Origin of the sequence: Aureimonas ureilytica DSM 18598 = NBRC 106430, assembly GCF_000382705.1 — a bacterium.
Classification (GTDB): domain Bacteria; phylum Pseudomonadota; class Alphaproteobacteria; order Rhizobiales; family Rhizobiaceae; genus Aureimonas; species Aureimonas ureilytica.
This window is the reverse complement of record NZ_ARQE01000004.1, coordinates 329,067-352,567: the sequence shown is the minus strand read 5'-3', so window position 1 is coordinate 352,567 and position 23,501 is coordinate 329,067. Positions and strand designations below refer to the sequence as shown.

22 protein-coding genes and 2 tRNA genes are annotated in these 23,501 nt (G+C 69.4%); 4 read left to right on the top strand and 20 right to left on the bottom strand.

Annotated features, from left to right (window positions below):
* Positions 1–4: 4 nt before the first annotated feature.
* Entirely contained in the window at positions 5–865 is an 861-nt protein-coding gene (locus B146_RS0111700; RefSeq protein ID WP_019996630.1) for a heme/hemin ABC transporter substrate-binding protein, read from the bottom strand.
* Positions 866–1,164: 299 nt separating this feature from the next.
* Here B146_RS0111700 and B146_RS0111695 point away from each other — a divergent pair, with 299 nt between their 5' ends.
* Positions 1,165–3,366 (top strand): TonB-dependent hemoglobin/transferrin/lactoferrin family receptor, encoded by a 2,202-nt coding sequence (locus tag B146_RS0111695; RefSeq protein WP_026358549.1) that lies wholly within the window; start codon positions 1,165–1,167, stop codon positions 3,364–3,366.
* Positions 3,367–3,426: 60 nt separating this feature from the next.
* Here the strand turns inward: B146_RS0111695 and B146_RS0111690 are convergent, their stop codons facing one another.
* Both B146_RS0111690 and B146_RS0111685 read right to left on the bottom strand, forming a co-directional pair.
* The gene (locus B146_RS0111690; protein WP_026358548.1) at positions 3,427–4,293 is read right to left on the bottom strand and encodes an urea carboxylase-associated family protein; all 867 of its coding nucleotides are present in this window, start codon (positions 4,291–4,293) and stop codon (positions 3,427–3,429) included.
* 318 nt (positions 4,294–4,611) lie between these two features.
* The gene (locus B146_RS0111685) at positions 4,612–6,336 is read right to left on the bottom strand and encodes a dihydroxyacetone kinase family protein (RefSeq protein WP_019996627.1); all 1,725 of its coding nucleotides are present in this window, start codon (positions 6,334–6,336) and stop codon (positions 4,612–4,614) included.
* Positions 6,337–6,673: 337 nt separating this feature from the next.
* Here B146_RS0111685 and B146_RS0111680 point away from each other — a divergent pair, with 337 nt between their 5' ends.
* On the top strand, positions 6,674–8,368 hold the full coding sequence (locus B146_RS0111680) for a dihydroxyacetone kinase family protein (protein WP_019996626.1): 1,695 nt from the start codon (positions 6,674–6,676) through the stop codon (positions 8,366–8,368).
* 388 nt (positions 8,369–8,756) lie between these two features.
* Here the strand turns inward: B146_RS0111680 and B146_RS0111675 are convergent.
* A tRNA-Phe gene (locus B146_RS0111675) sits at positions 8,757–8,832 on the bottom strand.
* A gap of 160 nt (positions 8,833–8,992) precedes the next feature.
* Between B146_RS0111675 and B146_RS0111670 the strand changes: the two genes are divergently transcribed.
* A tRNA-Thr gene (locus tag B146_RS0111670) sits at positions 8,993–9,067 on the top strand.
* Positions 9,068–9,289: 222 nt separating this feature from the next.
* Here the strand turns inward: B146_RS0111670 and B146_RS25810 are convergent.
* From B146_RS25810 to phnG, 14 genes are all read right to left on the bottom strand, one after another.
* A complete protein-coding gene (locus B146_RS25810) occupies positions 9,290–9,790 on the bottom strand; it encodes a hypothetical protein (protein WP_019996625.1) in 501 nt (166 codons plus the stop codon).
* A 168-nt stretch (positions 9,791–9,958) separates the two neighbouring features.
* Positions 9,959–10,582, bottom strand: a complete 624-nt coding sequence (gene phnN, locus B146_RS0111660) for a phosphonate metabolism protein/1,5-bisphosphokinase (PRPP-forming) PhnN (RefSeq protein WP_019996624.1) — start codon at positions 10,580–10,582, stop codon at positions 9,959–9,961.
* A complete protein-coding gene (locus tag B146_RS0111655; protein ID WP_155897463.1) occupies positions 10,572–11,720 on the bottom strand; it encodes an alpha-D-ribose 1-methylphosphonate 5-triphosphate diphosphatase in 1,149 nt (382 codons plus the stop codon). Before B146_RS0111655 ends, phnN begins: the two co-directional genes overlap by 11 nt.
* Positions 11,721–11,731: 11 nt before the next feature.
* Positions 11,732–12,412 carry a DUF1045 domain-containing protein gene (locus B146_RS0111650; protein WP_019996622.1) on the bottom strand — a complete coding sequence of 227 codons (681 nt, stop codon included), beginning with the start codon at positions 12,410–12,412 and terminating at the stop codon, positions 11,732–11,734.
* Positions 12,412–13,224, bottom strand: a complete 813-nt coding sequence (gene phnE / locus B146_RS0111645) for a phosphonate ABC transporter, permease protein PhnE (RefSeq protein WP_019996621.1) — start codon at positions 13,222–13,224, stop codon at positions 12,412–12,414. The genes B146_RS0111650 and phnE overlap by 1 nt, the downstream gene beginning before the upstream one ends.
* A 67-nt stretch (positions 13,225–13,291) precedes the next feature.
* Positions 13,292–14,284, bottom strand: a complete 993-nt coding sequence (phnD, locus tag B146_RS0111640) for a phosphonate ABC transporter substrate-binding protein (protein WP_019996620.1) — start codon at positions 14,282–14,284, stop codon at positions 13,292–13,294.
* A 27-nt stretch (positions 14,285–14,311) separates the two neighbouring features.
* On the bottom strand, positions 14,312–15,160 hold the full coding sequence (phnC, locus tag B146_RS0111635; protein ID WP_040408528.1) for a phosphonate ABC transporter ATP-binding protein: 849 nt from the start codon (positions 15,158–15,160) through the stop codon (positions 14,312–14,314).
* Between the two features lie 67 nt (positions 15,161–15,227).
* Positions 15,228–15,857 (bottom strand): DapH/DapD/GlmU-related protein, encoded by a 630-nt coding sequence (locus B146_RS0111630; protein ID WP_019996618.1) that lies wholly within the window; start codon positions 15,855–15,857, stop codon positions 15,228–15,230.
* Positions 15,857–16,606: a phosphonate C-P lyase system protein PhnL gene (gene phnL, locus B146_RS0111625; RefSeq protein ID WP_019996617.1), complete on the bottom strand. Its 750-nt coding sequence runs from the start codon at positions 16,604–16,606 to the stop codon at positions 15,857–15,859. Before phnL ends, B146_RS0111630 begins: the two co-directional genes overlap by 1 nt.
* A gap of 2 nt (positions 16,607–16,608) precedes the next feature.
* Positions 16,609–17,388: a phosphonate C-P lyase system protein PhnK gene (gene phnK, locus B146_RS0111620; RefSeq protein ID WP_019996616.1), complete on the bottom strand. Its 780-nt coding sequence runs from the start codon at positions 17,386–17,388 to the stop codon at positions 16,609–16,611.
* On the bottom strand, positions 17,385–18,260 hold the full coding sequence (locus B146_RS0111615; RefSeq protein WP_019996615.1) for an alpha-D-ribose 1-methylphosphonate 5-phosphate C-P-lyase PhnJ: 876 nt from the start codon (positions 18,258–18,260) through the stop codon (positions 17,385–17,387). Before B146_RS0111615 ends, phnK begins: the two co-directional genes overlap by 4 nt.
* On the bottom strand, positions 18,257–19,393 hold the full coding sequence (locus tag B146_RS0111610; RefSeq protein WP_019996614.1) for a carbon-phosphorus lyase complex subunit PhnI: 1,137 nt from the start codon (positions 19,391–19,393) through the stop codon (positions 18,257–18,259). The genes B146_RS0111615 and B146_RS0111610 overlap by 4 nt, the downstream gene beginning before the upstream one ends.
* Positions 19,394–19,395: 2 nt before the next feature.
* On the bottom strand, positions 19,396–20,004 hold the full coding sequence (phnH, locus tag B146_RS0111605) for a phosphonate C-P lyase system protein PhnH (RefSeq protein WP_019996613.1): 609 nt from the start codon (positions 20,002–20,004) through the stop codon (positions 19,396–19,398).
* Complete coding sequence (phnG, locus tag B146_RS0111600; RefSeq protein WP_019996612.1) at positions 20,004–20,429, bottom strand: phosphonate C-P lyase system protein PhnG; 426 nt, start codon at positions 20,427–20,429, stop codon at positions 20,004–20,006. The genes phnH and phnG overlap by 1 nt, the downstream gene beginning before the upstream one ends.
* A 193-nt stretch (positions 20,430–20,622) precedes the next feature.
* On the opposite strand from phnG, the gene phnF reads away from it, so the two are divergent.
* On the top strand, positions 20,623–21,321 hold the full coding sequence (gene phnF / locus B146_RS0111595) for a phosphonate metabolism transcriptional regulator PhnF (protein ID WP_244498194.1): 699 nt from the start codon (positions 20,623–20,625) through the stop codon (positions 21,319–21,321).
* Between the two features lie 10 nt (positions 21,322–21,331).
* On the opposite strand, the gene B146_RS0111590 is transcribed toward phnF, so the two are convergent.
* Positions 21,332–22,402 carry an ABC transporter ATP-binding protein gene (locus tag B146_RS0111590; RefSeq protein ID WP_019996610.1) on the bottom strand — a complete coding sequence of 357 codons (1,071 nt, stop codon included), beginning with the start codon at positions 22,400–22,402 and terminating at the stop codon, positions 21,332–21,334.
* Positions 22,403–22,412: 10 nt separating this feature from the next.
* Positions 22,413–23,501, bottom strand: coding sequence for a carbohydrate ABC transporter permease (locus tag B146_RS0111585; RefSeq protein WP_019996609.1), 1,089 nt, complete (start codon positions 23,499–23,501; stop codon positions 22,413–22,415).

The window sequence follows — 23,501 nt, the reverse complement described above, 5'->3', positions numbered from 1 at the left end:
GGCCTCAACGGACAAGGGAGGCTCCAAGCCCGGCCTCCGGGTAGAACCGGGTGGCGAGATCGCGCAGGGCGCCCGGCGTGCGTGGGCCGAAGCCGAGAAGATAGGAGGCGTCCATGCGGATCACCGCGCCCGCCTGTCCGGCGGGCGTCGCGGCCAGCGCGGGAGGGGCGAGCGGATCGCCGCTGCTCGGGCCGCCGCGATCCAGCATCAGGATGATGTCTGGCGCGAGCGCGGCGGCGGCTTCCGGCGACAGCGTCTTGTAGCCCTCGACGCCCGAAAAGACGTTCTCTCCGCCCGCGAGGCGGATCACCGCGTCGGCGCCCGTGCCGCGCCCGGCGGCGTTGGCGCGCCCGTCGGCGATCGACAGGATGAAGAGAACCCGGCGCTTGCGCTCGATCGGAGCGAGGTCGGTGGCGAGCCGGTCCAGCGCCGCCTTCATGTCGGCCGCCATGGCCTCGCCCTTGCTCTCCTCGCCGACCGAGGCCGCGACGAGGCGCACCTTCTCCAGGAGGTCCGGCACGGAATGGCCGCTCGGGACGTGCCGAACGGGCACGCCGGCCGCGTCGATCAGCGCCACGGCCTCCTTCGGCCCGGCCCCGTTCTCCATGAGGATGAGGTCCGGCGACAGCGACAGGACGCCCTCCGCCGAAAGCGCGCGCATGTAGCCGATATCGGGCTTGGTCTGGAGCGCGGCCGGCGGATGGACGCTCGTCGTGTCCACCGCCGCGATGCGGCTTTCGGCGCCCAGCGCATAGAGAATTTCCGTGACCGCCCCGCCGATCGACACGATGCGGCCGGGCAGCGGATCGGCCGAAGCGGCGCCGGCCGCGAGGGTCAGAAGCAGGGCGAGAAGGGGCAGGCGCATGGCGAAGCGTCCCAAAGGCTGGCTTAGGAAGAGGCCTGAGTAATGACGAATGCGCCGACGCGTCAAGTCATTACGAAATATAATGTAAGTCTAAAATCGTTCTAAGAGCGTTTCTGAATTGGATTCATTCCATTTTTGAACGATTATAATGTTATAATCCTGCATTTTATTTGTTTGACTCCTGTTTGCCGGCGTCGATACACAGCGTTCCGACTGCTTGGCCACGGGAATTCATGGAACGATTCCAATTCGATGGCGCGGTTCACGACAATCGGTCGATCGGAAGGAAAAGTCCCGTGATGCAATCTCTGGCGGTTCGAGCTTTGATGGCGGGCGTCGCGACCGCCGCGCTTCTTTCGGGCGCCCCGGCGCGGGCGCAGACGGCGGCCCCTGCCGCCGGCGACACGGTGCAGCTCGAAACGGTGACGGTGGAATCCGGCGAGGCGGGCGCCAGCGAAGGCGCGGCCGGCACGGTGACGACCTCCACCACGAGCCGCGCCACGATCGACACCAAGCTGATCGACGACATTCAGGATCTCGGCCGCACGCAGGAAGCCGGCATTTCCTTCAACCGCACCACCAACAGCATCAACATTCGCGGCCTCGAAGGGTCGCGCGTCCTCACCACGATCGATGGCGTCCGCGTGCCCTATCTCGCCGACGCGACGCGCGGCGCGAACGGGGGCGCCGACAGTTTCGACTTCAACACGCTGTCCGCGCTGGACGTGACGCGCGGCGCCGATCCGCTGCTCGGCTCGGGCGCGCTCGGCGGCGTTCTGGCCCTGCGCACGCTGGAGCCGGACGATCTTCTGCTCGGCGGGCGCCGCATCGGCACGCTCTCGAAGAGCGGATTCGATTCGGCCGATCGCAGCGGCTTTACGAGCCATGCCGTCGCGGCGCGGACCGGCGACACCTCGGTCCTCCTTCAGGGCGGCTATCGCGGCGGCAACGAAACCGACACGATGGGCACGCTCGATGTCCTCGGCCCCGCGCGCACGGCCGCGAACCCCAGAGATTACGAGCAGTATGATCTTCTGGGGAAGGTCTACCAGAGCGTCGAGGGCGGCCATCGCTTCGGCCTCACCGGCGAGATCTTCCATCGCGACGAGGATTTCGACGGGCGCACCAGCCAGAGCGCGACCGGCAATTACCGCGCCGGCCAGTATTTCACCGGCGAGGAGGTCGAGCGGCGCAAGGCGGCGCTGACCTATGATTTCGACACGCCGGATGGAGAGGGCTGGATCGACACGGCGCGGGCGGTTCTCTATTATCAGGACATCGCGCGCGACACGCGCGTCGACGCCTATCGCTCGACCTCGGTGATCGGCCCGTTCGAGCGCGACAACTCGCTCGACGAGAAAGCCTTCGGCCTCAACGCCTATGGCGCCAAGCGCTTCGACACGGGCGCGGTGCAGCACCGCGTCACGCTCGGCACCGAGCTTCGCACCGCCGACACGACGCAATATTCCGCCGGCAAGGACAGCTGCGCGCTCGGCCGGGCGCGCGATCGCTTCTCCTGCGGCATGCTCCACACCAACCAGGCCGACGCGCCGGATGTCACGAGCCGCCTCATCGGCCTTTATGGCGAGGACGAGGTGGCGCTTCTGTCCGGCCGCTTGCGCGTGACGCCGGGCCTGCGCTTCGACTGGTATCGCAACGCGCCCGAATCATCGCCCGAATATCGCGCCAGCGCCGCCTATGACGGGCGCCTTCCGCCCGAGAACAGCGACCACGCCTTTTCGCCCAAGCTCGGGCTGGAATACGATCTCCTGCCCGAACTCACCGCTTACGCGCAGTACACGCGAGGCTTCCGCGCGCCGACGGTGGGCGAGCTTTATTCGCGCTATGGCGCGGTCGGCACCTATCTGCGCCGGGGCAATGCCGATCTCGAAGCCGAGACGAGCGACGGGTTCGATCTCGGCCTGCGCTATGGCGACGAGGCGCTCGGCGCGCGGATCAACGTCTTCTCGACGCGCTATCAGAACTTCATCGACACGGTGCAGCTCACCCAGCCGGGCGGCGAATATCCGCTGGGCGGCATTTCGAGCTACAAAAACATCCCGGACGCGCGGATTTCAGGTGTCGAACTCGGCGCGCACGCCCGCCTTCACGACCATTGGACGGCGCGCGCCTCGCTGGCTTACGCCGAAGGGCGCAACCTCACCGACGACACCTATCTTGACAGCGTGCCGCCGATGACCGCGATCCTCGGCCTCGGCTATGCGCAGGCCCATTGGGGCGGCGAAGTCACCACCAAGCTCGCCGCGCGGCGCGACAAGGTCGATAACGGGTTCGAGGCGCCGGGCTACGGGGTGGTGGACGTCACCGCCTATCTGGAGCCCGAGCAACTGCCGGGCCTGAAGATCGCGGCGGGCGTCTTCAACCTCTTCGACAAGACCTATTACGACGCCGTCACCGTGCCCGAAACGCGGGCGCAGCCGGACCTCTTCTATTCCGAGCCCGGCCGCTCCTTCCGCATCAACGCGACCTATCGGTTCTGAACGGGCCGCAACGATCCCGCCGGCCGGCCAGCCGCGAATGCGCGGCCGGCCGGTTTGTTTTCAGAGGGCCGTTCCGTGGGTGCGGTCGTAGCGGTTGACGGCGGGCGGCGCCCAGCCGGCCGGCAGGCGCGCCGGCTTGTAGACCTCCACGAGGAGTGGGTAGCAGGCCGCCACATCCGACGAATGGACCGTCGAGCAGTCGCCGCCCGGGCAGGCGGACATGCAGCCGAGAAGATCGATCTCGGCGAAAAATTCGAGATAATCCCCCGGCCGCACCGGGCTCGCCTTCATGAAATACTGCCCGGTGTCGCGCGTGAAGCCGGTGCACATGAAGACGTTGAGCACGTCATGGACATGCCGCTCGGCCTCGGGCAGCGGCAGGCCGGTTTCCTCGGCTAGCGCGCGCGTCAGGTTGGAATGGCAGCAATGGTGATAGATGCCGCCGTCGCTGAGGAGCGAATGCGTATAGGGGTCGCAGCGCGTGCCGATCACGTCGTGGACACCGCCGCCGAAGGCGTCGAACCCGTACCAGTCGAGCGTGTCGTGCGTGATCGTCGCCATCGGGCGCAGCGTCGGGAAGCTGGAAAAGAGCTGGTCGCCCGGCCCGACATGGGTGCCGCAGAGCGCGCGCGTCTTGCCGCTGTAGAAGCGCTCGGTGAGGTCCGCCGCGTTGAAGAGGTTGAGGTCGCCGACCTGCGGCCCTTCGACGGAGAGGATGCGGACGAAATGCCCGGCCGGCGCATGGAAGCAGGCGGCCTCGCGCGCTGGCACCGTGACCCGTTCCACCAGGGTCCAATCCTCGCGAACGGCGCGATAGGCGCCAAGATCCGGCCGGGGCAGCCGTTCCACGGGATAGCAGACGACGGGCGCGACCGCCTTGCGGCTTTCGGCGTCCGAAGGGGCGGAGGTCAGGGGCTGGGGCTTCACGAAGGGCTCCGATCTCAAGCGGCAGTGAAATCGGGGTAGCGCGATCGGGCCGGCCTTGCCAATGCCGGAATGATCGGGGCCGCGCGCTTGGCGGCGGAGAGGCCCGATCCGGGCGCCGGGTGCGGGCGCGGGCGGAGGAGGGGGGCGGCTCCCCTGCGAGCGAAGCACGGACGCGCCGCTTGCTCGGCCGGCGAACGCACCCGCCGGGCTCGCTCGCCCATTGATCTCCGAGCGGGAGCGCCCGACGGGCCGGATCGATGCCGCTCGCTCGCCCCCGGCAAGCCAAGCCGACCGACCTCAGGAGGACAGGGCCCGACTTCAAGCGCCCGTCGCCTCCCCGCGCAGCGCTTCGGCGAGACTGCGCGCGATGAGGGCGAGCGAGACGGCGCCGGCGTCGGGATGACCGAGGCTCTTGGCCGCCAGCGGCCGGGCGCGGCCAAGACGGGGCGCGAGGTCCTTCGTAGCCTCGGCGGCCCGCGTGGCGGCCTCGGCGGCCGTGGCCCAGGCGGACGGCAGGTCGCGGCCCGCGCCGGTTTCGCGCTCCAGCGCCTCCACGAAGGGCACGAGCGCATCCACCAGCGTCTTGTCGCCGAGCCGGGCGCGGCCGAGCGCGGTGACGGCCTCGAGACCCGCCCGCGCACCGGCGGCCACGTCCGCCGCGCCGGGCTTCTCCTCATCGCCGAGCGCCGTGCCGAAGGCGCGCAGCATCAGGCCCCAGATGGCGCCGGACGTGCCGCCCGCCGTGTCGGCCCAGCGGTCGCCCGCATGGGCCAGAAGCGAGCCCGCCCCCGCGCCGAGCGCCAGCGCCGCGCGTCCGCCCTCGACGGCGGCGGCCGAGCCGCGCCGCATGCCCTGCCCATGGTCGCCGTCGCCGGCGATCGCGTCGATCCGGCCGAGCTCGTCCTCGGCGGCCGCGAGCGCTCGCGCCATCGTTTCCAGCAGGGCCTGAACGCGCGCGGCCGCCTCGCGCGAGGGCTCGCCGGCCGGCGCGAAGCGCGGCGTCTCCTCGGCGTCCTCGGCGGGCTTGGGCGCGCGGGCAGCGGGCGCGACCTGCCCGCGCCGGAAGGCGGCGGTCTCGGCCGGGGCAAGCCAGAGCGGCTCCAACTCCTCGTCGAGCCAGGTCAAGGTCAGCGAGCAGCCGGCCATGTCGAGGCTGGTCACGAGTTCGCCGACCTCCGGCGCGACGGGCTCCAGACCGCCCGCGCGCAAGCCCTCGGCGACCTGCGTCCAGAGAACGAAGAGTTCCTCGTATTTGGTGGCGCCGAGCCCGTTGAGGAGGACGGCGACGCGCCCGCTCGCCCCGTCCGGCCGCTCGGCGAGAAGCGGGGCGACCAGAAGCTCGGCGAGCTTGGCGGCGGGCATGCGCGGCTCGTCGCGGACCCCCGGCTCGCCGTGGATGCCGAGGCCCACGGCGAGTTTGGACGGGTCCACGGTGAAGAGCGGCGCGTCGGCGCCCGGTAGGGTGCAGCCCGAATAGGCGACGCCGAGCGAGACGGTGCGCGCATTGGCGAGGCGCGCCAGGCGTTCCACCTCGTCCAGCGACAGGCCGGCTTCCGCCGCCGCGCCCGCGATCTTGAACACGGGGATGTCACCCGCCACGCCCCGGCGCTTGCTCTTCTCCGTGGGCGGTGCGCTCGCCACGTCGTCGGTGACGGCGAGGATGCGCACGTCGATCCCTTCGCCGCGCAGCCGCTCGGCCGCCGCGCCGAAATTCAGGACGTCCCCGGCGTAATTGCCGAAGCCGAGCACGATGCCGCCGCCGCGATGGGCCTGCCGGCAGATGCGCGCGACGCTCTCGGTGGAGGGCGAGGCGAAGACGTCGCCCGCGACGGCGGCATCCGCCAGCCCCGCGCCGACATAGCCGGCGAAGGCGGGGTAATGGCCCGAGCCGCCGCCGATCACGAGCGCGACCTTGCCCTCCGGCGTCTGGCTGGCGCGCAGCGCGCCGCCGCGCAGGCCGTGGACGAGATGGCTGTGAACGTCGCAGAAGCCGGCAAGGGCAGTGGCGGCGAAACGCTCCGGCTCGTCGAAGATCGACGTCATGCTTGAACTCCCAATCTGCAAAGGCGGCGGCGGAAAGGGCTTGAGGAGGCCGCGCTCCCGCCGAGCCCGTCTCCGCCATGATAGGCGAGGGAAAAGGCGGAGCGAAAGGCGTGGGGGTGGATCGAGACGTCGGGGTGCCGCCGATAAGGGCTCCACCAGCCCGTCGCTTGCACGGGGGCCATGCGCACCGGTCGCTGCATCGATCCTTCGGAACCCGCGCGCTTTGCGCCTCGCAAACCTCTGCAACAAGGCCGATCCCGTCGCATCCGCCCTTGCATCCGCGCGCCCGGCCGGCAGACTCAATCCCGACGATCCCGGCCGGTTGCGGAGGCGCCCCTTGAAGAAGCTCATCAACGACCCGAAGACCCTCGTGTCCGAAATGCTGGAAGGCGCGGTCGCGCTCGCACCCGCCCAAGCGCTGCTAGCGGACGAATCGGTCGTGATCCGCCATCCCCTGCCGGAGCCGGAGGCGCGCCGGGTCGCCGTCCTGTCGGGCGGCGGCAGCGGCCACGAGCCCGCCCATGCCGGCTACGTCGGGGAGGGGATGCTGACGGCGGCGGTGGCCGGCGACGTCTTCACCTCGCCCTCGACGGACGCGGTTCTGGCCGGGCTGGAGGCGGCGACGGGCGCGGCCGGCGCGCTCCTGATCGTCAAGAACTACACAGGCGACCGGCTGAATTTCGGCCTCGCGGCGGAAATGATGCGGGCGCGCGGCCAGGAGGTCGAGATCGTCGTGGTGGCCGACGACGTGGCGCTGCGCGACACCGTCCCGAAGGATCGGCGGCGCGGCATCGCCGGCACGATCCTCGTTCACAAGATCGCGGGCGCTTCGGCCGAGCGGGGCGACGCGCTCGCCACGGTCGCCGCGCTGGTGCGCGCGGCGGCGGCCGATCTCGGCACGATGGGCCTCGCGCTCGAACCCTGCACGGTGCCCGCCGCCGGCAAACCGAATTTCGAGCTGGCCGAAGGCGAGATCGAACTCGGACTCGGCATCCATGGCGAACCGGGCGTGCGCCGCGCGCCCTTGAAGCCCGCCGGCGCGCTGGTGGAGGAACTGCTGGCCGCCATCGTCGACGACCTCCACCTTACGGAGGGCGAGCGCTGCGTGCTTCTCGTCAACGGTCTCGGCGGCACGCCGCCGATGGAACTCGACATCGTCGCGCACGAGGCGCTCCGCCAGTTGGCGGCGCGAGGCTTGCGGGTCGAGCGTGCCTGGTGCGGCACGCTGCTTTCGGCCCTCGACATGCGTGGCTGCTCGCTCTCGCTCCTGCGCGTGGACGACGAACGACTGGCGCTGCTCGACGCGCCGACCGCGGCGCCCGCCTGGCCGGGCCGGGGCCATCTCAACCGAACCGTCCGCCTGCCGTCAACCGCGCCCAAATCGCCCGCGCCCGCAGCGGCCGGGCAGGAGGCCCGGCCCGGCATGGACAGGATGCGGCGCGCCGTGCTGGCGGCGGCCTCCGCGCTCGAAGCGGCTGAGGGCGCGTTGACCGATCTCGACGCGCGGGCCGGCGACGGCGATCTCGGCGCCAGTCTGGCGCGTGGGGCGGCGGCCCTTCGCGCGCTGCCGGATGCCGCCTGGACGAGCCCTGACGGCGCGCTCCAGGCCATGGCCGACGCGCTGCGCCGGGCGATCGCCGGAAGCTCGGGCCCCTTCTACGCGACGGGCCTCATGCGCGCGGCGCGCCATCTGGCCGACGCGCCGGCGGGTTCGGGCGCGAGCGCCGAAGCCTTCGCGGCGGCGGTGGAGGCGATTTCCGAACTCGGCGGCGCCAGGCCGGGCGATCGCACCATGCTGGACGCGCTCCAACCGGCGGCCGACGCCCTCCGGCGCGCCGCCGAGGCGAATCGGACGCCGGCCGAGGCCTGGGCCGACGCCGCGCGCGCGGCGGAGGAGGGCGCGGCGAGAACTGAGGCCATGAGCCCGCGCCTCGGCCGCGCCAGCTATCTCGGCGCCCGCGCGCTCGGCATCCCCGATGGCGGCGCGGTCGCCGTGTCGATCTGGCTGAAGGCGGTGGCCGGCGCGCTTTAGAGCACCGACGAAACCTTGCGGGGTTGGGGCCGTCGGACCATGGGGCGAGCTATGCGGCTCGTCCGCCAGCCAGGACCGGCGGAAGCGTGACCCTGCTGATCTTCCAGCGACAGAGCTCTGCTCTCTGGCGCTACGAAAAATTTTCCAGCCATGATTCTCCGCTGAGAGGTTTCGGCAGGCGCTTGTAGCGAGGGGAGGGGCTGCCAAGCTCGGCGGAGATTCGGCGGGGCGCGGTCCTAGGGCACGGTCGCTATTCGCGCGAATCGAAACACGAAGATTCGGAGCGTGGAGCATGGGCGCTTGTCGACGCGACGACAGGCTGAGCCGAACACAAGCTAGCGGCTCAGCGTCAAGCCGAACCAGTCCATCAGATTGAAAACCAGGAAAATGGTGCCCAAGGGCGGAATCGAACCACCGACACTGCGATTTTCAGTCGCATGCTCTACCAACTGAGCTACTTGGGCCAGCAGCGCCGCTTCGTTCGAACCGTGCTGCGTTGGTGAGGGCCTTATAGGCGTCGCGAAAAAGACTGTCTAGCCTTTTCGCATGTCGGCACGATGAAAAAGATCGCGCAATCCGACTTGCCTTCCCTGAAGCCTTATGGCAAACAGCCGCCATCGAAGCGCTGCGGTAGCTCAGTGGTAGAGCACTCCATTGGTAATGGAGAGGTCGAGAGTTCAATCCTCTCTCGCAGCACCATCTTCCCCCTGACAATACAGTATCTAGGCGCGTGGTTCGGCTTTTAGATTGGCTGACACCTGACAGATACGCAAATTCGGGCGGTCAGACGCTTCGTATCCGGTTGATGGACTGGCTCGGTTCGCCTAGGTGGCTTCTCATGCGGCGAGAAGCGCACCGAGCCGTTGTCTCACGATCACTGCACTCTCACGATCACTGCACTCTCTTGTGTGCGGCGCGCGCTCAGTCGCGCCGGTGCGAAAGCCTGTCGGGCCAACGGCGCGAGGCGGCGCGATTCGTGGCGAGCTGGGTGATCGCGGTGCCGCTGGCGAGGACGATCGCGTCTTCCACAAGGCCCGTGCGGGTCTGCCCGTAGCGCGCCATGGCGCGCTTGCGCAGGGCAAGGCCGAGGAAGGACGCACCGATCGCCGCGGCGGCGGCGAGTGCGGCGCCCTCCACCTGCCGGCCGCGCGGCGCGAACGCCGCGCCGGCGAGCGCCGCCGTCAGGCTGCGGGCTATGAGGCCCGAGGGCACGGTGCGATCGGGCGCGGAGGGGAGCTTGTCGCCGGCCATCTCGCCGGCCGCGAGCGCCGTCGCGCCGAGCCGGGCGAGCGGATGGGCGAGCCATCGCGCGCCCGGCGCGCCCGGCGGCAGAAGGCCCCGGCCCGCCGCATCGGCCACGAGCGCCAGCGGGGTCATGGCGCGCTGGCCGGCGACCAGACCGATCAGAAGGGAAGCGAGCATTCGGGTTCCTCGGCGTCGAACGGATGATTTTTCACACAACTCGCGAAGGTGCGGATCGTATCCGTCGAGGGTGCGAATCGCTTCGTGCTCCCGGACCCTCGTCTCTCGAACCGCTTCGAGAGACGACCGAAAGGCGGGCGCGCCGATCCGCACGCGCTCCGCCATCCGTCAGGGCAGGACCCGGCCCAGGAGCGCGCCGAGATGGGTGGCGAGTGCGTCGGCGCCTTGGTCTGCCGGTCCGCTATTGTCGATGCGCAGGAAGCTGATGGTCTGCGGCGGCGGGCTGAGCGGCGCGGAGCGGGCGATGCGGGCGCGGATGTCGGCTTCGGTTTCGCGGCCCCGCGCGGCGATGCGCGCGACGAGGACCTCCGGCGGCGCGGTGATCTCGACGATGCCGAGCCGGCCGAAGCGCGCCCCTGCTTCACCGATTGCACGGCGCGAGAGATTGGCGAGGACGATCTGGCCGGCACCGACCTGCTGCTCGATGCGCGTCGGCAGGCCATAGGCGAGACCGTGCGCGCGCCAGCTGAGGCAGAAGGCGCCCTCGGTCTCGGCCTTGGCGAAACCGGCCTCGTCCAGACTGTCGTGCTCTTCCGACTGGCCATCGCAGGGCCGGGTGACGACGCGGCGGGCGAGCGCAAGGCGCGGCTCCCCCCCCAAGCGCTCCAGCGCGAGGCGGATCAGCGTGTCCTTTCCCGCCCCGCTCGGGCCGACCACGGCGACGAGGAGGCCAGCGCCCGGGGCGAGCGGGCTCGGGTTCCCGCCGGGCGACAGGCTCCGGTCAGGCGACACGTCGGCCCTCGCGCCAGACGCCGCGCACCACCGGCGTCGCCGCCCTCGTGCTCGGCGCATGAACCCGTACGAGATCGGCGCGCAGACCGGACGCGATGGCGCCTCGGTCGGTGAAGCCGGCGACGCGGGCGGGCGCCTGGCTCACCATGCGCACGGCGGCGGGCAGGCCGATCCGCTCGGCCAGAACGAAGCTCGCTTGGATCAGGCTGAAGGGCACGTAGTCCGAGGACAGGACGTCGAGAAGGCCCGCTTCCACCAGCGCGATCGCCGAGACATTGCCCGAATGCGAGCCGCCGCGCACGACATTGGGCGCGCCCATCAGAACCGCGAGGCCGCTTTCGTGCGAGGCGCGCGCGGCCTCCAGCGTGGTCGGGAATTCGGCGAGCGCGACGCCGAGGGCGCGGCTTTCCTCGACATGGGCGAGCGTGGCATCGTCATGCGAGGCGAGCGTGATGCCGGCGGCGCGGCAGCGCTCCGACAGAAGCAGGCGATGGCCGGGGGAATGGGCTTCCGACTGCTCGATGCGCCGGGCGCAGAACTCCGCGAAGACCGGGTCCGACATGCCGGTCTTGCCCTGATAGTAGACGCGGTAGGTTTCGAGATCCACGAACTGCCGCTGGCCGGGCGCATGGTCCATCAGCGAGGCGAGGCGCACGCAGGGGTTGGCGGCGAGCCCGTCGAAGGCTTCCATCACGTCCGGCGCCGAGACTTCGCAGCGCAGGTGGAGATAGTGATCGGCGCGCAGGTCCCCGGCTTCCTTGGCGGCGAGGATCGCATCGGCCATGAGGCGCATGTCGGCAATGCCGAGCTGGGCGTCCTCGTCGAGCCCCGCGCGCAGCGCGTCGAACACGGTGGTGATGCCGGAGGCCGCGATCTCCGCGTCATGCGCCTGCAGCGCGGCATGGATGTTCCAGCGCACCTTGGGGCGCGGAAGGTAATGGCCCTCCAGATTGTCGGTGTGCAGTTCCACGAGGCCGGGCAGGAGATGGTCGCCCTCGCAATCCACCCCGCCGCGCGCCGGGCCGCTGGAAATGTCGGCGATCCGCCCCTCGCGCACGAGGAGGCTGCCCTCGACGACCTCGTCGGGCAGCACGATGGCGGCGTTGGTGAAGACCTGTTCGGTGGACGTGGTGGTCATGGTGATCGCGTTCATGGCTCGATGCGCAGCGGATGGCGGGATTGGACGGTGAAGGGGGCGCCGGGCGCGTCCTCGCAAAACAGGGCGAGCCCGTCGACGGGAAGCGGGCGCCCGAGCACGGGCTCGAAGCGCGCCAGAAGCACCGCCTCGACGGCGGGCGCCGCTTCGTCGGGAACGCGGCCCGTCAGCGTCATGTGGAAGCGAAACGCCTCGAAGACGTAGGGATAGCCCCATTCGGCGAGATGGGCGCGCTGGCGCTCGCTCAGGCTCTCGGGCTTGCGGCGCGCGAATTCGGCCGGGCTCAAGCCTGCCCGAAACGGCTCGAAGCGGCGCACCGTCTGCGCGGCCAGCGCGTCGAGCTCGGGCTCGGCCTGATCGGGCACGAGCGCGAAGAAGCCGGATATGCGGCGCAGCGCGAGCGAGCGGATCGTCGGCGCCGCCCGCTCGGCGCAGAAGGCGGCGAGCGCCGCGTCCAGCGCCTCTGCGGACATGCCGTCGGCGAGCCGGAAAGGGGCCTTCATCGTGGCGTGGAAGCCGTAGCGCGCGGGCTCGGCGACGAGCGGCGCGAGCCAGGGCTCGGGCGCCCGCAGGGGGACGGAGGAGGAGGCGAAGGCGTCGCGGCCGAGCCACGCGGCGGCGAGATGCGTCAGCGGCGCGTCGGCGGGCGGTGTGAAATAGATCGCGGCTCTCATCAGATGACGCGCTTTCGCAGGAACTGGGACAGGAGGTCCATGAGAGAAACCGTCAGGACGACGATGATCAGCATGGCCGAGGCCTGCGGATAGTAGAAGCCCCGGATCGACTCGAACAGGATCTGCCCGATGCCGCCCGCCCCGATGACGCCGAGGACGGTGGCCGAGCGCACGTTGGATTCCAGCCGGTAGAGCGAGAAGGAAATCCAGAGCGGCAGGACCTGCGGGATAACGCCGTAGATCACCTGTTGCAGCCGCGAGGCGCCCGTCGTGCGGATCGCCTCCACCGGTCGCGGGTCGATCGCCTCCACGGCTTCGGAAAACAGCTTGGCGAGAATGCCGGTCGTGTGAACGAAGAGCGCCATGACGCCCGCGAACGGCCCGAGGCCGACCGCGACGACGAAGAGCACGGCGAAGACGACCTCGTGAATGGCGCGGAAGAAATCCATGAGCCGGCGCGCGGGATGATACACCCAGGCGGGGGCCATGTTCTCGGCCGACAGGATGCCGAAGGGCACCGACAGGACGACAGCGAGGAACGTGCCCCAGATCGCGATCTGCACGGTGACGATCATCTCGTGGAGATAGATCCGCCACTCCGCGAAGTCAGGGCGCAGGAAGCCGCTGGCATATTCGGCCATGTTCGCCGAATCGGTGAAGAGATAGGTCCAGCGGCCCATATCGGCCGGCGTCCAGCTCCAGGCGAGCGCGCCCGCGACGAGCGCCAGCGTGGCGAGCGAGCCGAAGGAGCCGCGCGCGCCCTGTGCGATCGAAGCCTTGCCGGTCTCGGAGATCGTGTTCGCTTGGGTCATGAGGTCTCGCCTGCGAGGACGGGAAGGGCGCCGGGGCGAAAGGCCGCCCCGGCGCGGGAAGGACGGATCAGCCCTGCGGAAGCTTGGCGAGCGCGGCCTCGTAGGCGGCCTTCTTCTCTTCCAGCGGCTTGATCTTCTCGGCCTTCTCGGCGTCCGACAGCTTGGCGTCGCCCTTGGCCTGCGCGATCGACTTCGTCAGTTCCATGATGCGGACCGGCAGGAGCTGGTCGTCGTTGGAGGGGCGGAAGGTGGTCCATTGCAGCTCGTTCAGAACCGCCAGCTCATGGGCCTTGTCGCCCTTGGAGCGGTCGGTGCCGTAGTCGAGGATGAAGGTCCGCAGCTTCTCCTTGGTCTCCGGGGCGAGGTCCTTGGCCCAGACCAGCGGATCGGACGGGATCAGCGGCGACTTCCAGATGACCTTGACCTTGCCGTAGGCCGCGGGCTGGTTCTTTTCCAGAAGCTCCAGGTTTTCCGTGTTGTTGGCGGCCGCGTCCAGCTGGCCGTTGGCGACGCCCATCGCGTTGGTTTCGTGATTGGCGTTGGTGACGTTCTTGAAGCAGGTCTTGGGGTCGATGTTGCGGGCCGAGAAGACGAAGGTCATCGGCACGAGATAGCCGGACGTCGAGTTCGGATCGCCCAAGCCGAAGTTCAGCGACTTGTCGCATTTGAGGAGATCGTCCAGCGAATTCAGCTTGGACGAGGCCGGCGCGAGGATCACCGACCAGTAGCCCGGCGTGCCGTCGGCATGGACGGTCTGGGCGAAAATCTCGCCCTTGGCGCGGTCCACCGCTTCCATCGCGGACTTGTTGCCGTACCAGGCGAGCTGCACCTTGCCGAAGCGCATCCCTTCGATGACGCCGGCATAGTCGGAGGCGAAGAAGGGCTTGATGTCGAGCCCGGTCTGCTTCGTCATGTCGGCGAGGAACGGCTCCCACTTGGTGCGCAGGTTCTGCTGCGATTCCGTGGAAATGATGCCGAAATTGACGGTCTCGGCGAGAGCCGAACCGGCGAAGGCGGAGGCGAGCATAAGCCCCGCCAGACCCTTGAGGATTGCGTTCATGGCAGTCTCCGATCGTGTCAGACAAACTCAGACGGCCTCGAGGGCTCCGAGCGAGGGATGGCGCACCGGCTCCGGCCGGCGCGGGGGCGCTGCCGCCGGGGCGTCCGGCAGGAGCAGTTCTTCCGAGGCCGAGCCGTAGAGCTCGGACAGGAACGCGTTGGTGAGCGCGGATGACGGCCCGTCATAGACGACGCGCCCGTCCCGCATGGCGACCGTGCGCGGGAAGTAGCGCCGGGCGTAATCGACCTGATGCAGCGACACGAGAACGGTGATCTTGTCGTCGCGGTTGATCGAGGCGAGCACGTCCATCACGCGCTTGGCCGAGGCCGGGTCGAGCGAGGCGATGGGCTCGTCGGCGATCAGGATGCGCGCGCCCTGCACCAGCGTCCGGGCGATCGCGGCGCGCTGCTGCTGGCCGCCGGACAGCGTCGAGGCGCGCTGCGGCCCGGCATGGCCGATGCCGACGCGCTCCAGCGCTTCGCGCGCCCTCGTCTTCTCGGAAGCGCCGAACAGGCCGAGCGTGCCGCGCCAGCGGGGAAGGCGGCCGAGCGCGCCGATCAGGACATTGGTGAGGACGCTCAGGCGATGCACCAGATTGAACTGCTGGAAGATCACCGACACGTCGCCGCGCACCGCCTTCGCGCCCTTCAGCATCCGCCCGCCGGCCTGGACGGGCGTACCGAAGATCGCGATGCCGCTCGCCTCGCCCTCGCCGGTCTCCAGGCCGGCGATGTGGCGGATCAGGGTCGACTTGCCCGAGCCGGACGCGCCGATCAGCGCCACCATCTCGCCGGCTTCGACCGAGAGGCTGACATCGCTGAGCGCTTGCGTGGTCCCAAATCGCTTGGACAGTCGAGTGACGCGGATCGCGGTCATGACATCGTCCCTCATCTCGTTTCGGCGGACCATGTCACGCCGAGTTGGGCTGTCGGTGACATCCGGATTAAGGTTTGGTGACAGTCTCGTAGGCGTCGAGAAACGCCTCCGCTTCGAGGCGGCGGAAATCCTCCAGCGCGCGGAAGAGCGTCTCGTGCGGCCAGTCCCACCAGGCGAGCGCATCCATGCGCGCGCCGATGCCGGGGCCGAAGCGCTCGCGGATCAGGCGCGCCGGCACGCCGCCCGAGATCGTGTAGGGCGCGACGTCCCGCGTCACCACCGCGCCCGAGCCGATCACCGCGCCATTGCCGATGGTGACGCCCGGCAGGACGGTGACGCCATGGCCGATCCAGACATCGTGGCCGATGGTCACGACATTGTCGCGCCGCGCCTCGAAGAAGTCCGCCTCGTCCTCGGCCCCGTCGAAATAGTCGCCGGCGCGATAGGTGAAGTGGTGCAGCGTCGCGCGCCAGACCGGATGGTTGGTCGCGTTGATGCGCACGGAGGCCGCGATGTTGACGAACTTGCCGATGCGCGCGGCGAAGATCCGGCAATCCTGCATCGCGTAGGAATAGTCGCCGAGCACGGTCTCGGTCAGGACGCTGCGCGCCTCGACCTCGGTGAAGCGGCCGAGCGTCGAGTTCTCGATCTCGGCGCTCGGATGAACGAGCGGGACATGTTCGCTGAGCTTCGGCATCAGGCGGCCTTTCGGGCGGAAAAGGCGGAGACGTCGAGAATGCGGGTGGCGACCGCCGCGCGCACCGGCTCGTCGTGGAAGATGCCGAGGATCGCGACGCCGGCATTGAGCTTCTCGCGGATCATCAGCACCACCACGTCGCGATTGGCGGCGTCGAGCGAGGCGGTGGGCTCGTCCAGAAGCAGGATCGGGTGATCGGTGAGGAAGCCGCGCGCGATGTTGACGCGCTGCTTCTCGCCGCCTGAAAAGGTGGCGGGGGGCAGGTCGTAGAGGGCTTCCGGCAGGTTCAGGCGGCGCAGCATCGCGGCGGCCCGCGCGCCGGCCTCCTCGCGTGGGCTCCCGAGGCGCACCAGCGGATCGGCCACGACGTCCAGCGCCGAAGCGCGGGGCACGGCGCGCAGGAACTGGCTGACATAGCCGATCGAGCGCTCGCGCAGCGCCAGCACGGTGCGCGGATCGCCGGCGCCGAGATCGCGCATTGCGCCATTGGCGGCGTCGCGCACGAGGATCGCGCCGCGATCCACGGAATAATTGCCGTAGATCATGCGCAGGATCGAGCTCTTGCCGACGCCCGACGGGCCGCCGAGCACGACGCATTCGCCGGGATGAAGCTGGAAGGCGACGTTCTCCACCACGGGAAGCTGGACGCCGCCGCGCAGATGCATGGTGAAGGACTTGGCGACGCCGTCGACGGAGAGAAGAGGGGCGACAGTCGGAAGAGGGGCCACGGTCGGAAGAGGAGAGGACATCGTCAGGACTCCGGGATCGAGGCGACGAGGAGCTGGGTGTAGGGATGGTGCGGGTCGTCGAGGACGCGGTCGGTCAGACCTTCCTCCACCACGCGCCCGCTCTTCATGACGATCATGCGCTGCGACAGGAGCCGGGCGACGGCGAGATCGTGGGTCACGATGATGACGGAAAGGCCGAGATCGGCGACGAGCGCGCGCAGGAGGTCGAGGACGCGCGCCTGAACGGAGACGTCGAGCCCGCCGGTCGGCTCGTCCATGAAGACGAGGCGCGGATGGGTGACGAGATTGCGGGCGATCTGCAGCCGCTGGCGCATGCCGCCCGAGAACTCGGTCGGCCGGTCGTCGATGCGCCCCGGATCGATCTCAACGCGGCCGAGCCAGTCGGTGGCGCTGTCGCGCAGCCGCCCGTAATGACGCTCGCCCACCGCCATCAGCCGCTCGCCGACATTGGCGCCCGCCGACACGCGCATCCGCAGGCCGTCAGTGGGGTTCTGGTGCACGAAGCCCCAGTCGGTGCGCATCAGGAAGCGGCGCTCGGCCTCGGTGAGATCGGCGAGGTCGCGCATCGCGCCGTCGCGCATGGCATAGTGGACGCTACCGGAACTCGGCGCGAGGCGGGCCGACAGGCAGGAGAGAAGCGTCGTCTTGCCCGAACCCGATTCGCCGACGATCGCCAGAACCTCGCCCGGCCAGAGGTCGAGCGACACGCCCGTGCAGCCGATCCGCGCGCCGTAGCGCTTTTCCAGATCGCGAACGCGAAGAAGAGGAGTGTCCGCGCTCATGCGTCCGCCTTTCCCAGAAGCGCGCCGCGATGGCCGTCCGCCTGGCGTGTCTCGCAATGGTCCGTGTCGGAGCAGACGAACATGCGTCCGCCCCGGTCGTCGGTGACCACCTCGTCGAGATAGACCCCCTTCGCCCCGCACAGGGCGCAAGGGCTTTCGAAATGCTGGATCGCGAAGGGATGGTCCTCGAAATCGAGGCTCAGAACGTCCGTGAAGGGCGGCAGGGCGTAGATGCGCTTCTCGCGGCCCGCGCCGAAGAGCTGGAGCGCCGGCGAGCGGTGCATCTTCGGATTGTCGAATTTCGGGATGGGCGAGGGGTCCATCACGTAGCGCCCCTCGACCTTCACCGGATAGGCATAGGTCGTGGCGATATGGCCGTGGCGGGCGATGTCCTCGTAGAGCTTCACATGCATGAGCCCGTATTCCTCCAGCGCGTGGAGCGTGCGCGTCTCGCTTTCGCGCGGCTCCAGAAAGCGCAAGGGTTCGGGGATCGGCACCTGATAGACGACGGTCTGCCCCGCCTTCAGCGGCGCTTCGGGCAGGCGGTGGCGCGTCTGGATGATCGAGGCCTCGCCGGTGCGGGTCGTGGTGGCGACCCCGGCCACCTTCTCGAAGAAGGCACGGATGGACACGGCGTTGGTCGTGTCGTCGGCGCCCTGGTCGATGACTTTCAGCACGTCGCTCGGCCCGACGATCGCGGCCGTCACCTGCACGCCGCCCGTGCCCCAGCCGTAGGGCATGGGCATTTCGCGGCTGGCGAAGGGCACCTGATAGCCGGGAATGGCGATGCCCTTGAGGATAGCGCGGCGGATCATCCGCTTCGTCGCCTCGTCGAGATAGGCGAAGTTGATGGCGGGAAGGGTGAGGGTCATTCCGCGGCCTCCGCGCGCACGGTGCCTGCGTCCATGTCCTCGGGTTCCCGCGCCTCCGCCCGGCGCCCGGCGTTCAGCGTGCGCAGAAGGTGAAGCTCGGCCTGGAAGTCGACGTAATGGGGCAGTTTCAGATGTTCCACGAAGCCGGTCGAGGCGACGTTGTCGCAATGGGCGAGCACGAATTCCTCGTCCTGCGCCGGGGCGCGGCGCTCCTCGTCGAACTCGTCGGCGCGCAGCGCGCGGTCCACGAGGCTCATCGCCATGGCCTTGCGCTCGCTCTGGCCGAAGACCAGCCCGTAGCCGCGCGTGAAGCGGGCGTCCTCGCCCTCCGGCGCAGCGAATTGCGACACCATCTGGCACTCGGTGACGCGCAGGCGCCCGACCACCACCGGAAAGCCGAGTTCGGGCAGGTCCACCTCGACCTCCACCAGCCCGATGCGCACTTCGCCGACGAACGGATGGTTGCGCCCGTAGCCGCGCTGCGTCGAATAGCCGAGCGCCAGGAGAAAGCCCTCGTCGCCGCGCGCCAGCGCCTGAAGCCGCAGGTCGCGCCCGGCCGGGAAGTCGAGCGGATCGCGCGTGATGTCGCCGGGCTCGCCCCAGCCCTCGCAAGGGGGCGTGCCGTCCGGCTCGATCAGCCCTTCCGTGCCGAGAAGATCGGTGACGCGCGGCGCGGTGCAGTCGGCCTCCGGCGCCTCGCGCCGTTCGGGCTCCGGGACCTGCTCGTCGCCGGCCATGGCGGGGTCGAGAAGGCGATGCGTGTAGTCGAAGGTCGGCCCGAGAAGCTGCCCACCCGGCAGGTCCTTGTAGGTGGCGGACACGCGGCGCTCCAGCTGCATGGCGCCGGTGTCGATCGGCTCGGCGGCGCGAAAGCGCGGCAGCGTGGTGCGATAGGCGCGCAGGAGAAAGATCGCCTCGATCATGTCGCCCCGCGCCTGCCGGATGGCGATCGCGGCAAGTTCGGGGTCGTAGAGCGAGCCTTCCGCCATGACGCGGTCGACGGCGAGCGAAAGCTGCCCGGTGATCTGGCCGAGCGAAAGGGCCGGCACGTCCCGGTCTCCGCGCCGGCGGTCGGCGAGAAGCGCGTGGGCGTTGCGGATGGCGGATTCTCCGCCCTTGACGGCGACATACATGGTCAGACCCCCCGAATGCGCGTGGTGCGCGGCAGGGCGACCAGCTCTTCGCCGCAGACGAGAACGAGATCGTGGCCGCGGGGGAAGAGCGCCGCGTTCGCCGCGCGCGCGGCGAGGAAACCCTCCGGCAGCCCGCGTGGGCCGAACTGGCGCGTGGTCTCGATGCCGGGGCCCGCGAGGGTGAGCGGCGCGCCGCCCTGAAGGCTCGCCACCGGCAGGATCAAGGTCGCCGCGCGGTCGGGATAGCTGTCGGTGCCGAGCGAGAAACGCGCCCAGCCGGCGGGGTCGGACCCCTCGCCAAGGACCGCGAAACTCGCGCCTTCCGGCTCTTGGGTGATCTCGGCGCCGGTATGGAAGCCGAGCCAGCCGGGCACCGCGCCGCCCGCCAGCGCGGGGTCGAGGAAGACCGGCGCGTCGGCGTCGGCCAGCGTCAGGAGAAGCACGGCGGCGGCCGGAACAAGCGACGCCGGCGCCTCGACGGGATGGGGGAGGGTCACGATCGTGCCGGGCTCGGCGAAGGCGGTCATGATCCGGCGGAACGCGTCCTGCGCGCCGAGCACGGGGTCGAAGAAGCCGCCCGAAACCGTTTGGGTGGAGAGTTTCGTGTCCATCAGGCCTGATCCTCGCCCCGCACGACGGTGAAGAAATCCACCCGCGTCGCCTCGGTCTCGGCGGATCGCCGGGCGGCGTCGGCCGCGTCGGCGGCGAGCGCCGGCTCGACGATCTCGCTCTCGATCCGCTCGCGCCAGTCCGGGTGCTGCCAGAGCGCGTCGAGATGGGCGGCGAGCCGTGTCTTCTCGGCGTCGCGCCCGAGGATCATCGCATGGCCGACCTCGCCGCTGCCGAGCCGGACCGTGGCGCGGCAGACGCTGGCTTCGCCCAGGTTGAACGGCGCACCGCCGCCGCCCGCCCGCCCGCGCAGCATGACCAGGCCGATCTGCGGCCCGCGCACGGGATGGGCCTGCGGCAGGTCGGCCGGCAGGCGGTCGCGCAGCTGAAGGAGCAGCGCGGCGGGGGCGAGCGCGAAGGCGCCCATCGCCCTTTGGCGGGGCGCCGCGCTGGGATCGGGGGAAGCGTCGGAAGCTGCAAGCATCGGTTCGTCCGGTAATTGGTCTAGTTGTTTAGACATCTAGTCTGGACGAGACACGTCTAGCAGTCCATCGGTGACGCCAGTATGACGGCGCGAAAGAATGGCGAGGGGGCCAAGTTTGAACGGGATGGACGAGGGCGTGACGCGCTGGCGCCGGGTGGCCGACCGGATTCGCCTGGATATCGCGGAAGGGGCGCTGACCGAGCGCCTGCCGCCCGAGATCGATCTGGCCGAACGCTTCGGGGTGAATCGCCACACGGTGCGCCGGGCGATCCAGTCGCTGGCGGTGGAGGGCCTGCTGCGCGTCGAGCGCGGGCGCGGCACCTTCGTCAACGCGCCGGTGCAGCGGCTCGCCTATCCGATCGGGCCGCGCACGCGCTTTTCGGAAAACGTCCTGGCACAGGGGCGCACGCCCGGCGGCCGGTTGATCCGGGCCGACGCCGCGCGCGCCGACGCGGAGCTGTCAGCGCTTCTGGGCTGCGCCGTCGGCGCGCCGCTGCATCGGCTGGAGACCTTGAGCGTCGCCAATGGCGTGCCCCTGTCGATCGCCACCTCGCATTTCTCGGCCGAGCGCTTTCCCGGCATCGTGCGCGCCTATGCCGAAACCGGCTCGGTGACGGAGGCCTTGAAGCTGGAAGGGCTCGCGGATTATCGCCGCCGCGAAACGCGGGTCATCGCCGAGCGGGTCCACCCGCTCGACGCCGACCATCTGGCGACTTCGCCCGACAGCATCGTTCTGGTCTCGACGGCGATCGACGTCGATGGCGAGGATCGCCCGGTTCAGGTGATCCGAACGCGCTTCCACGCCGAGCGGATGGAACTCGTGCTGCGCCCGTAAGAACGACCGCTCAGGCCTCGATGCGCAGCTCCGCCTGATCGAACAGGTGATATTTGCCGGGGGCGGGCGCGACATGGAGAATGTCGCCGCGCGTCACGGCGATCTGGCCGGGCTTGTGGATCAGGATCGGCTCGCCATTCGGCAGCGTCCCGTGCAGATAGCTGTTGGCGCCGTGCTGTTCGGCGACGGCGATCTCGACCGGCCAGCCGCTGTCGCCGATCAGGAAATCCTCCGGGCGGATGCCGAGCTTGCCGCTCTGCTTCGCGACCGCACCGCCCGCATGGTCCATGGCGACCGGCGGCAAGCCATCGGCCTGGAAGCGAAAGGCTCCGTCGCCGGCCGAGAAGGTGCCGTCCAGGAGGTTCATGCGCGGCGAGCCGATGAAGCCGGCGACGAACGTGTTGCGCGGCCGGTTGTAGAGTTCGAGCGGCGCGCCGACCTGTTCCACCACGCCCTTGCGCAGCACCACGATCTTGTCGGCCATGGTCATGGCCTCGATCTGGTCGTGCGTGACGTAGATCATCGTGTTGCCGAGCCGCTCGTGCAGCCGGGTGATTTCGAGGCGCATGTGGACGCGCAGCTCGGCGTCGAGATTGGAGAGCGGCTCGTCGAAGAGGAAGATCTTCGGATCGCGGGTGATCGCCCGGCCGATCGCGACGCGCTGGCGCTGGCCGCCCGAAAGCTGGCGCGGCTGGCGGTCGAGAAGCTGGTCGATCTGCAGGAGTTTCGCCGCCGCATCGACACGGGCGGCGATCTCGGCCTTGGGCATCTTGATGTTTTCGAGCCCGAAGGAGAGATTCTGGCGCACCGTCATATGCGGATAGAGCGCATAGGACTGGAACACCATGGCGACGCCCCGGTCGGCGGCGGGCGTATGCGCGACGTTCTGCCCGTCGATCAGGATGTCGCCGGAGCTGATCTCCTCGAGCCCGGCGATGAGGCGCAGAAGCGTCGATTTTCCGCAGCCCGACGGCCCGACGAAGACGACGAACTCGCCGTCCTTGATGTCGAGATCGATGCTCGGGATGACCGCGTGCGAACCGAAGGTCTTGTTGACGTTTTTGAGAACGAGATCGGCCATGGGGTTCCGCTCACTTGATGCCGGTCGAGGCGATGCCGGTGGTGATGTAGCGTTGCAGGAAGAGGAAGGCGGCCGCGAGCGGCAGCGCCGTCAGCGTCGTCATCGCGAGCAGCAGGTCGTAGCGCAGCTCGAATTCGCCCTGGAAGGAATTGAGGGCGAGCTGGAGCGTGTAGACCTCGCGCTTGTTGAGAACGACGAGCGGCAGAAGGAAGTCGTTCCAGCGCGACAGGATCGAGAAGATCGCGACGACGGCGAGCGCCGGCGCGGACAGCGGCATGACGATGCGCCAGAAGATCAGCCATTCGCTGGCATGGTCCATGCGCGCGGCCTCGATCAGCTCGTCGGGAATGGTCAGCATATATTGGCGCAGGAGAAACACGCCGGTGGGGGTCGCGACCGTCGGCAGGATGACGCCCCAGAGATTGCCGACGAGACCCAGCTCCGAGACGATCAGGAAGGTCGGCACGAGAACCACGGTGGCCGGGATCATCAGCGTCGCCAGAATGGCGAGCAACGCCACCTGACTGCCCCGGAAACGGTATTTCGACAGGGCGAAGGCCGCCATCGAGTTCATGACGACGGTGATCAGCGTCGCGACGATGGTGATGTAGAGGCTGTTATAGACATAGGTCCCGAGCGCCTTGCCGGAATCGGCGAAGAGGCTGGTGTAGTTCTCGGTGGCCAGACGCACATGGCGCACCGCCACGGCATTCTCGACCGGCACGGTCACGCGCCCGGCCGCCGGATTGTCGGGGTCGATCATCTGCGCGTTCTTGCCGACGCGCCGGATCTGGGCGAGGCGGTCGCTCGTGCCGTCCTTCAGGGTCACATCGTAGAGCGGCAGCGGCTCGTCGAAGCCGGGCACGACCGCCGTTTCGGCGGAGTAGGGCAGGACGGTCGGCGGGAATTCCAGAAGGTTCGACTGCGTCTTGAAGGACGAGATGACCACCCAGACGATCGGGCTGAACATCACGAGAAGGCCGAGGATCAGGAACCCGTAGGTCAGCCAGTCGCTGAGATCGGCCCGACGCCCGCCGCGCTTACGAAACAGGAAGCCCCGCGCGCTGCGGTCCGGCATGTCGGAGGAAAGGCTCGTCAT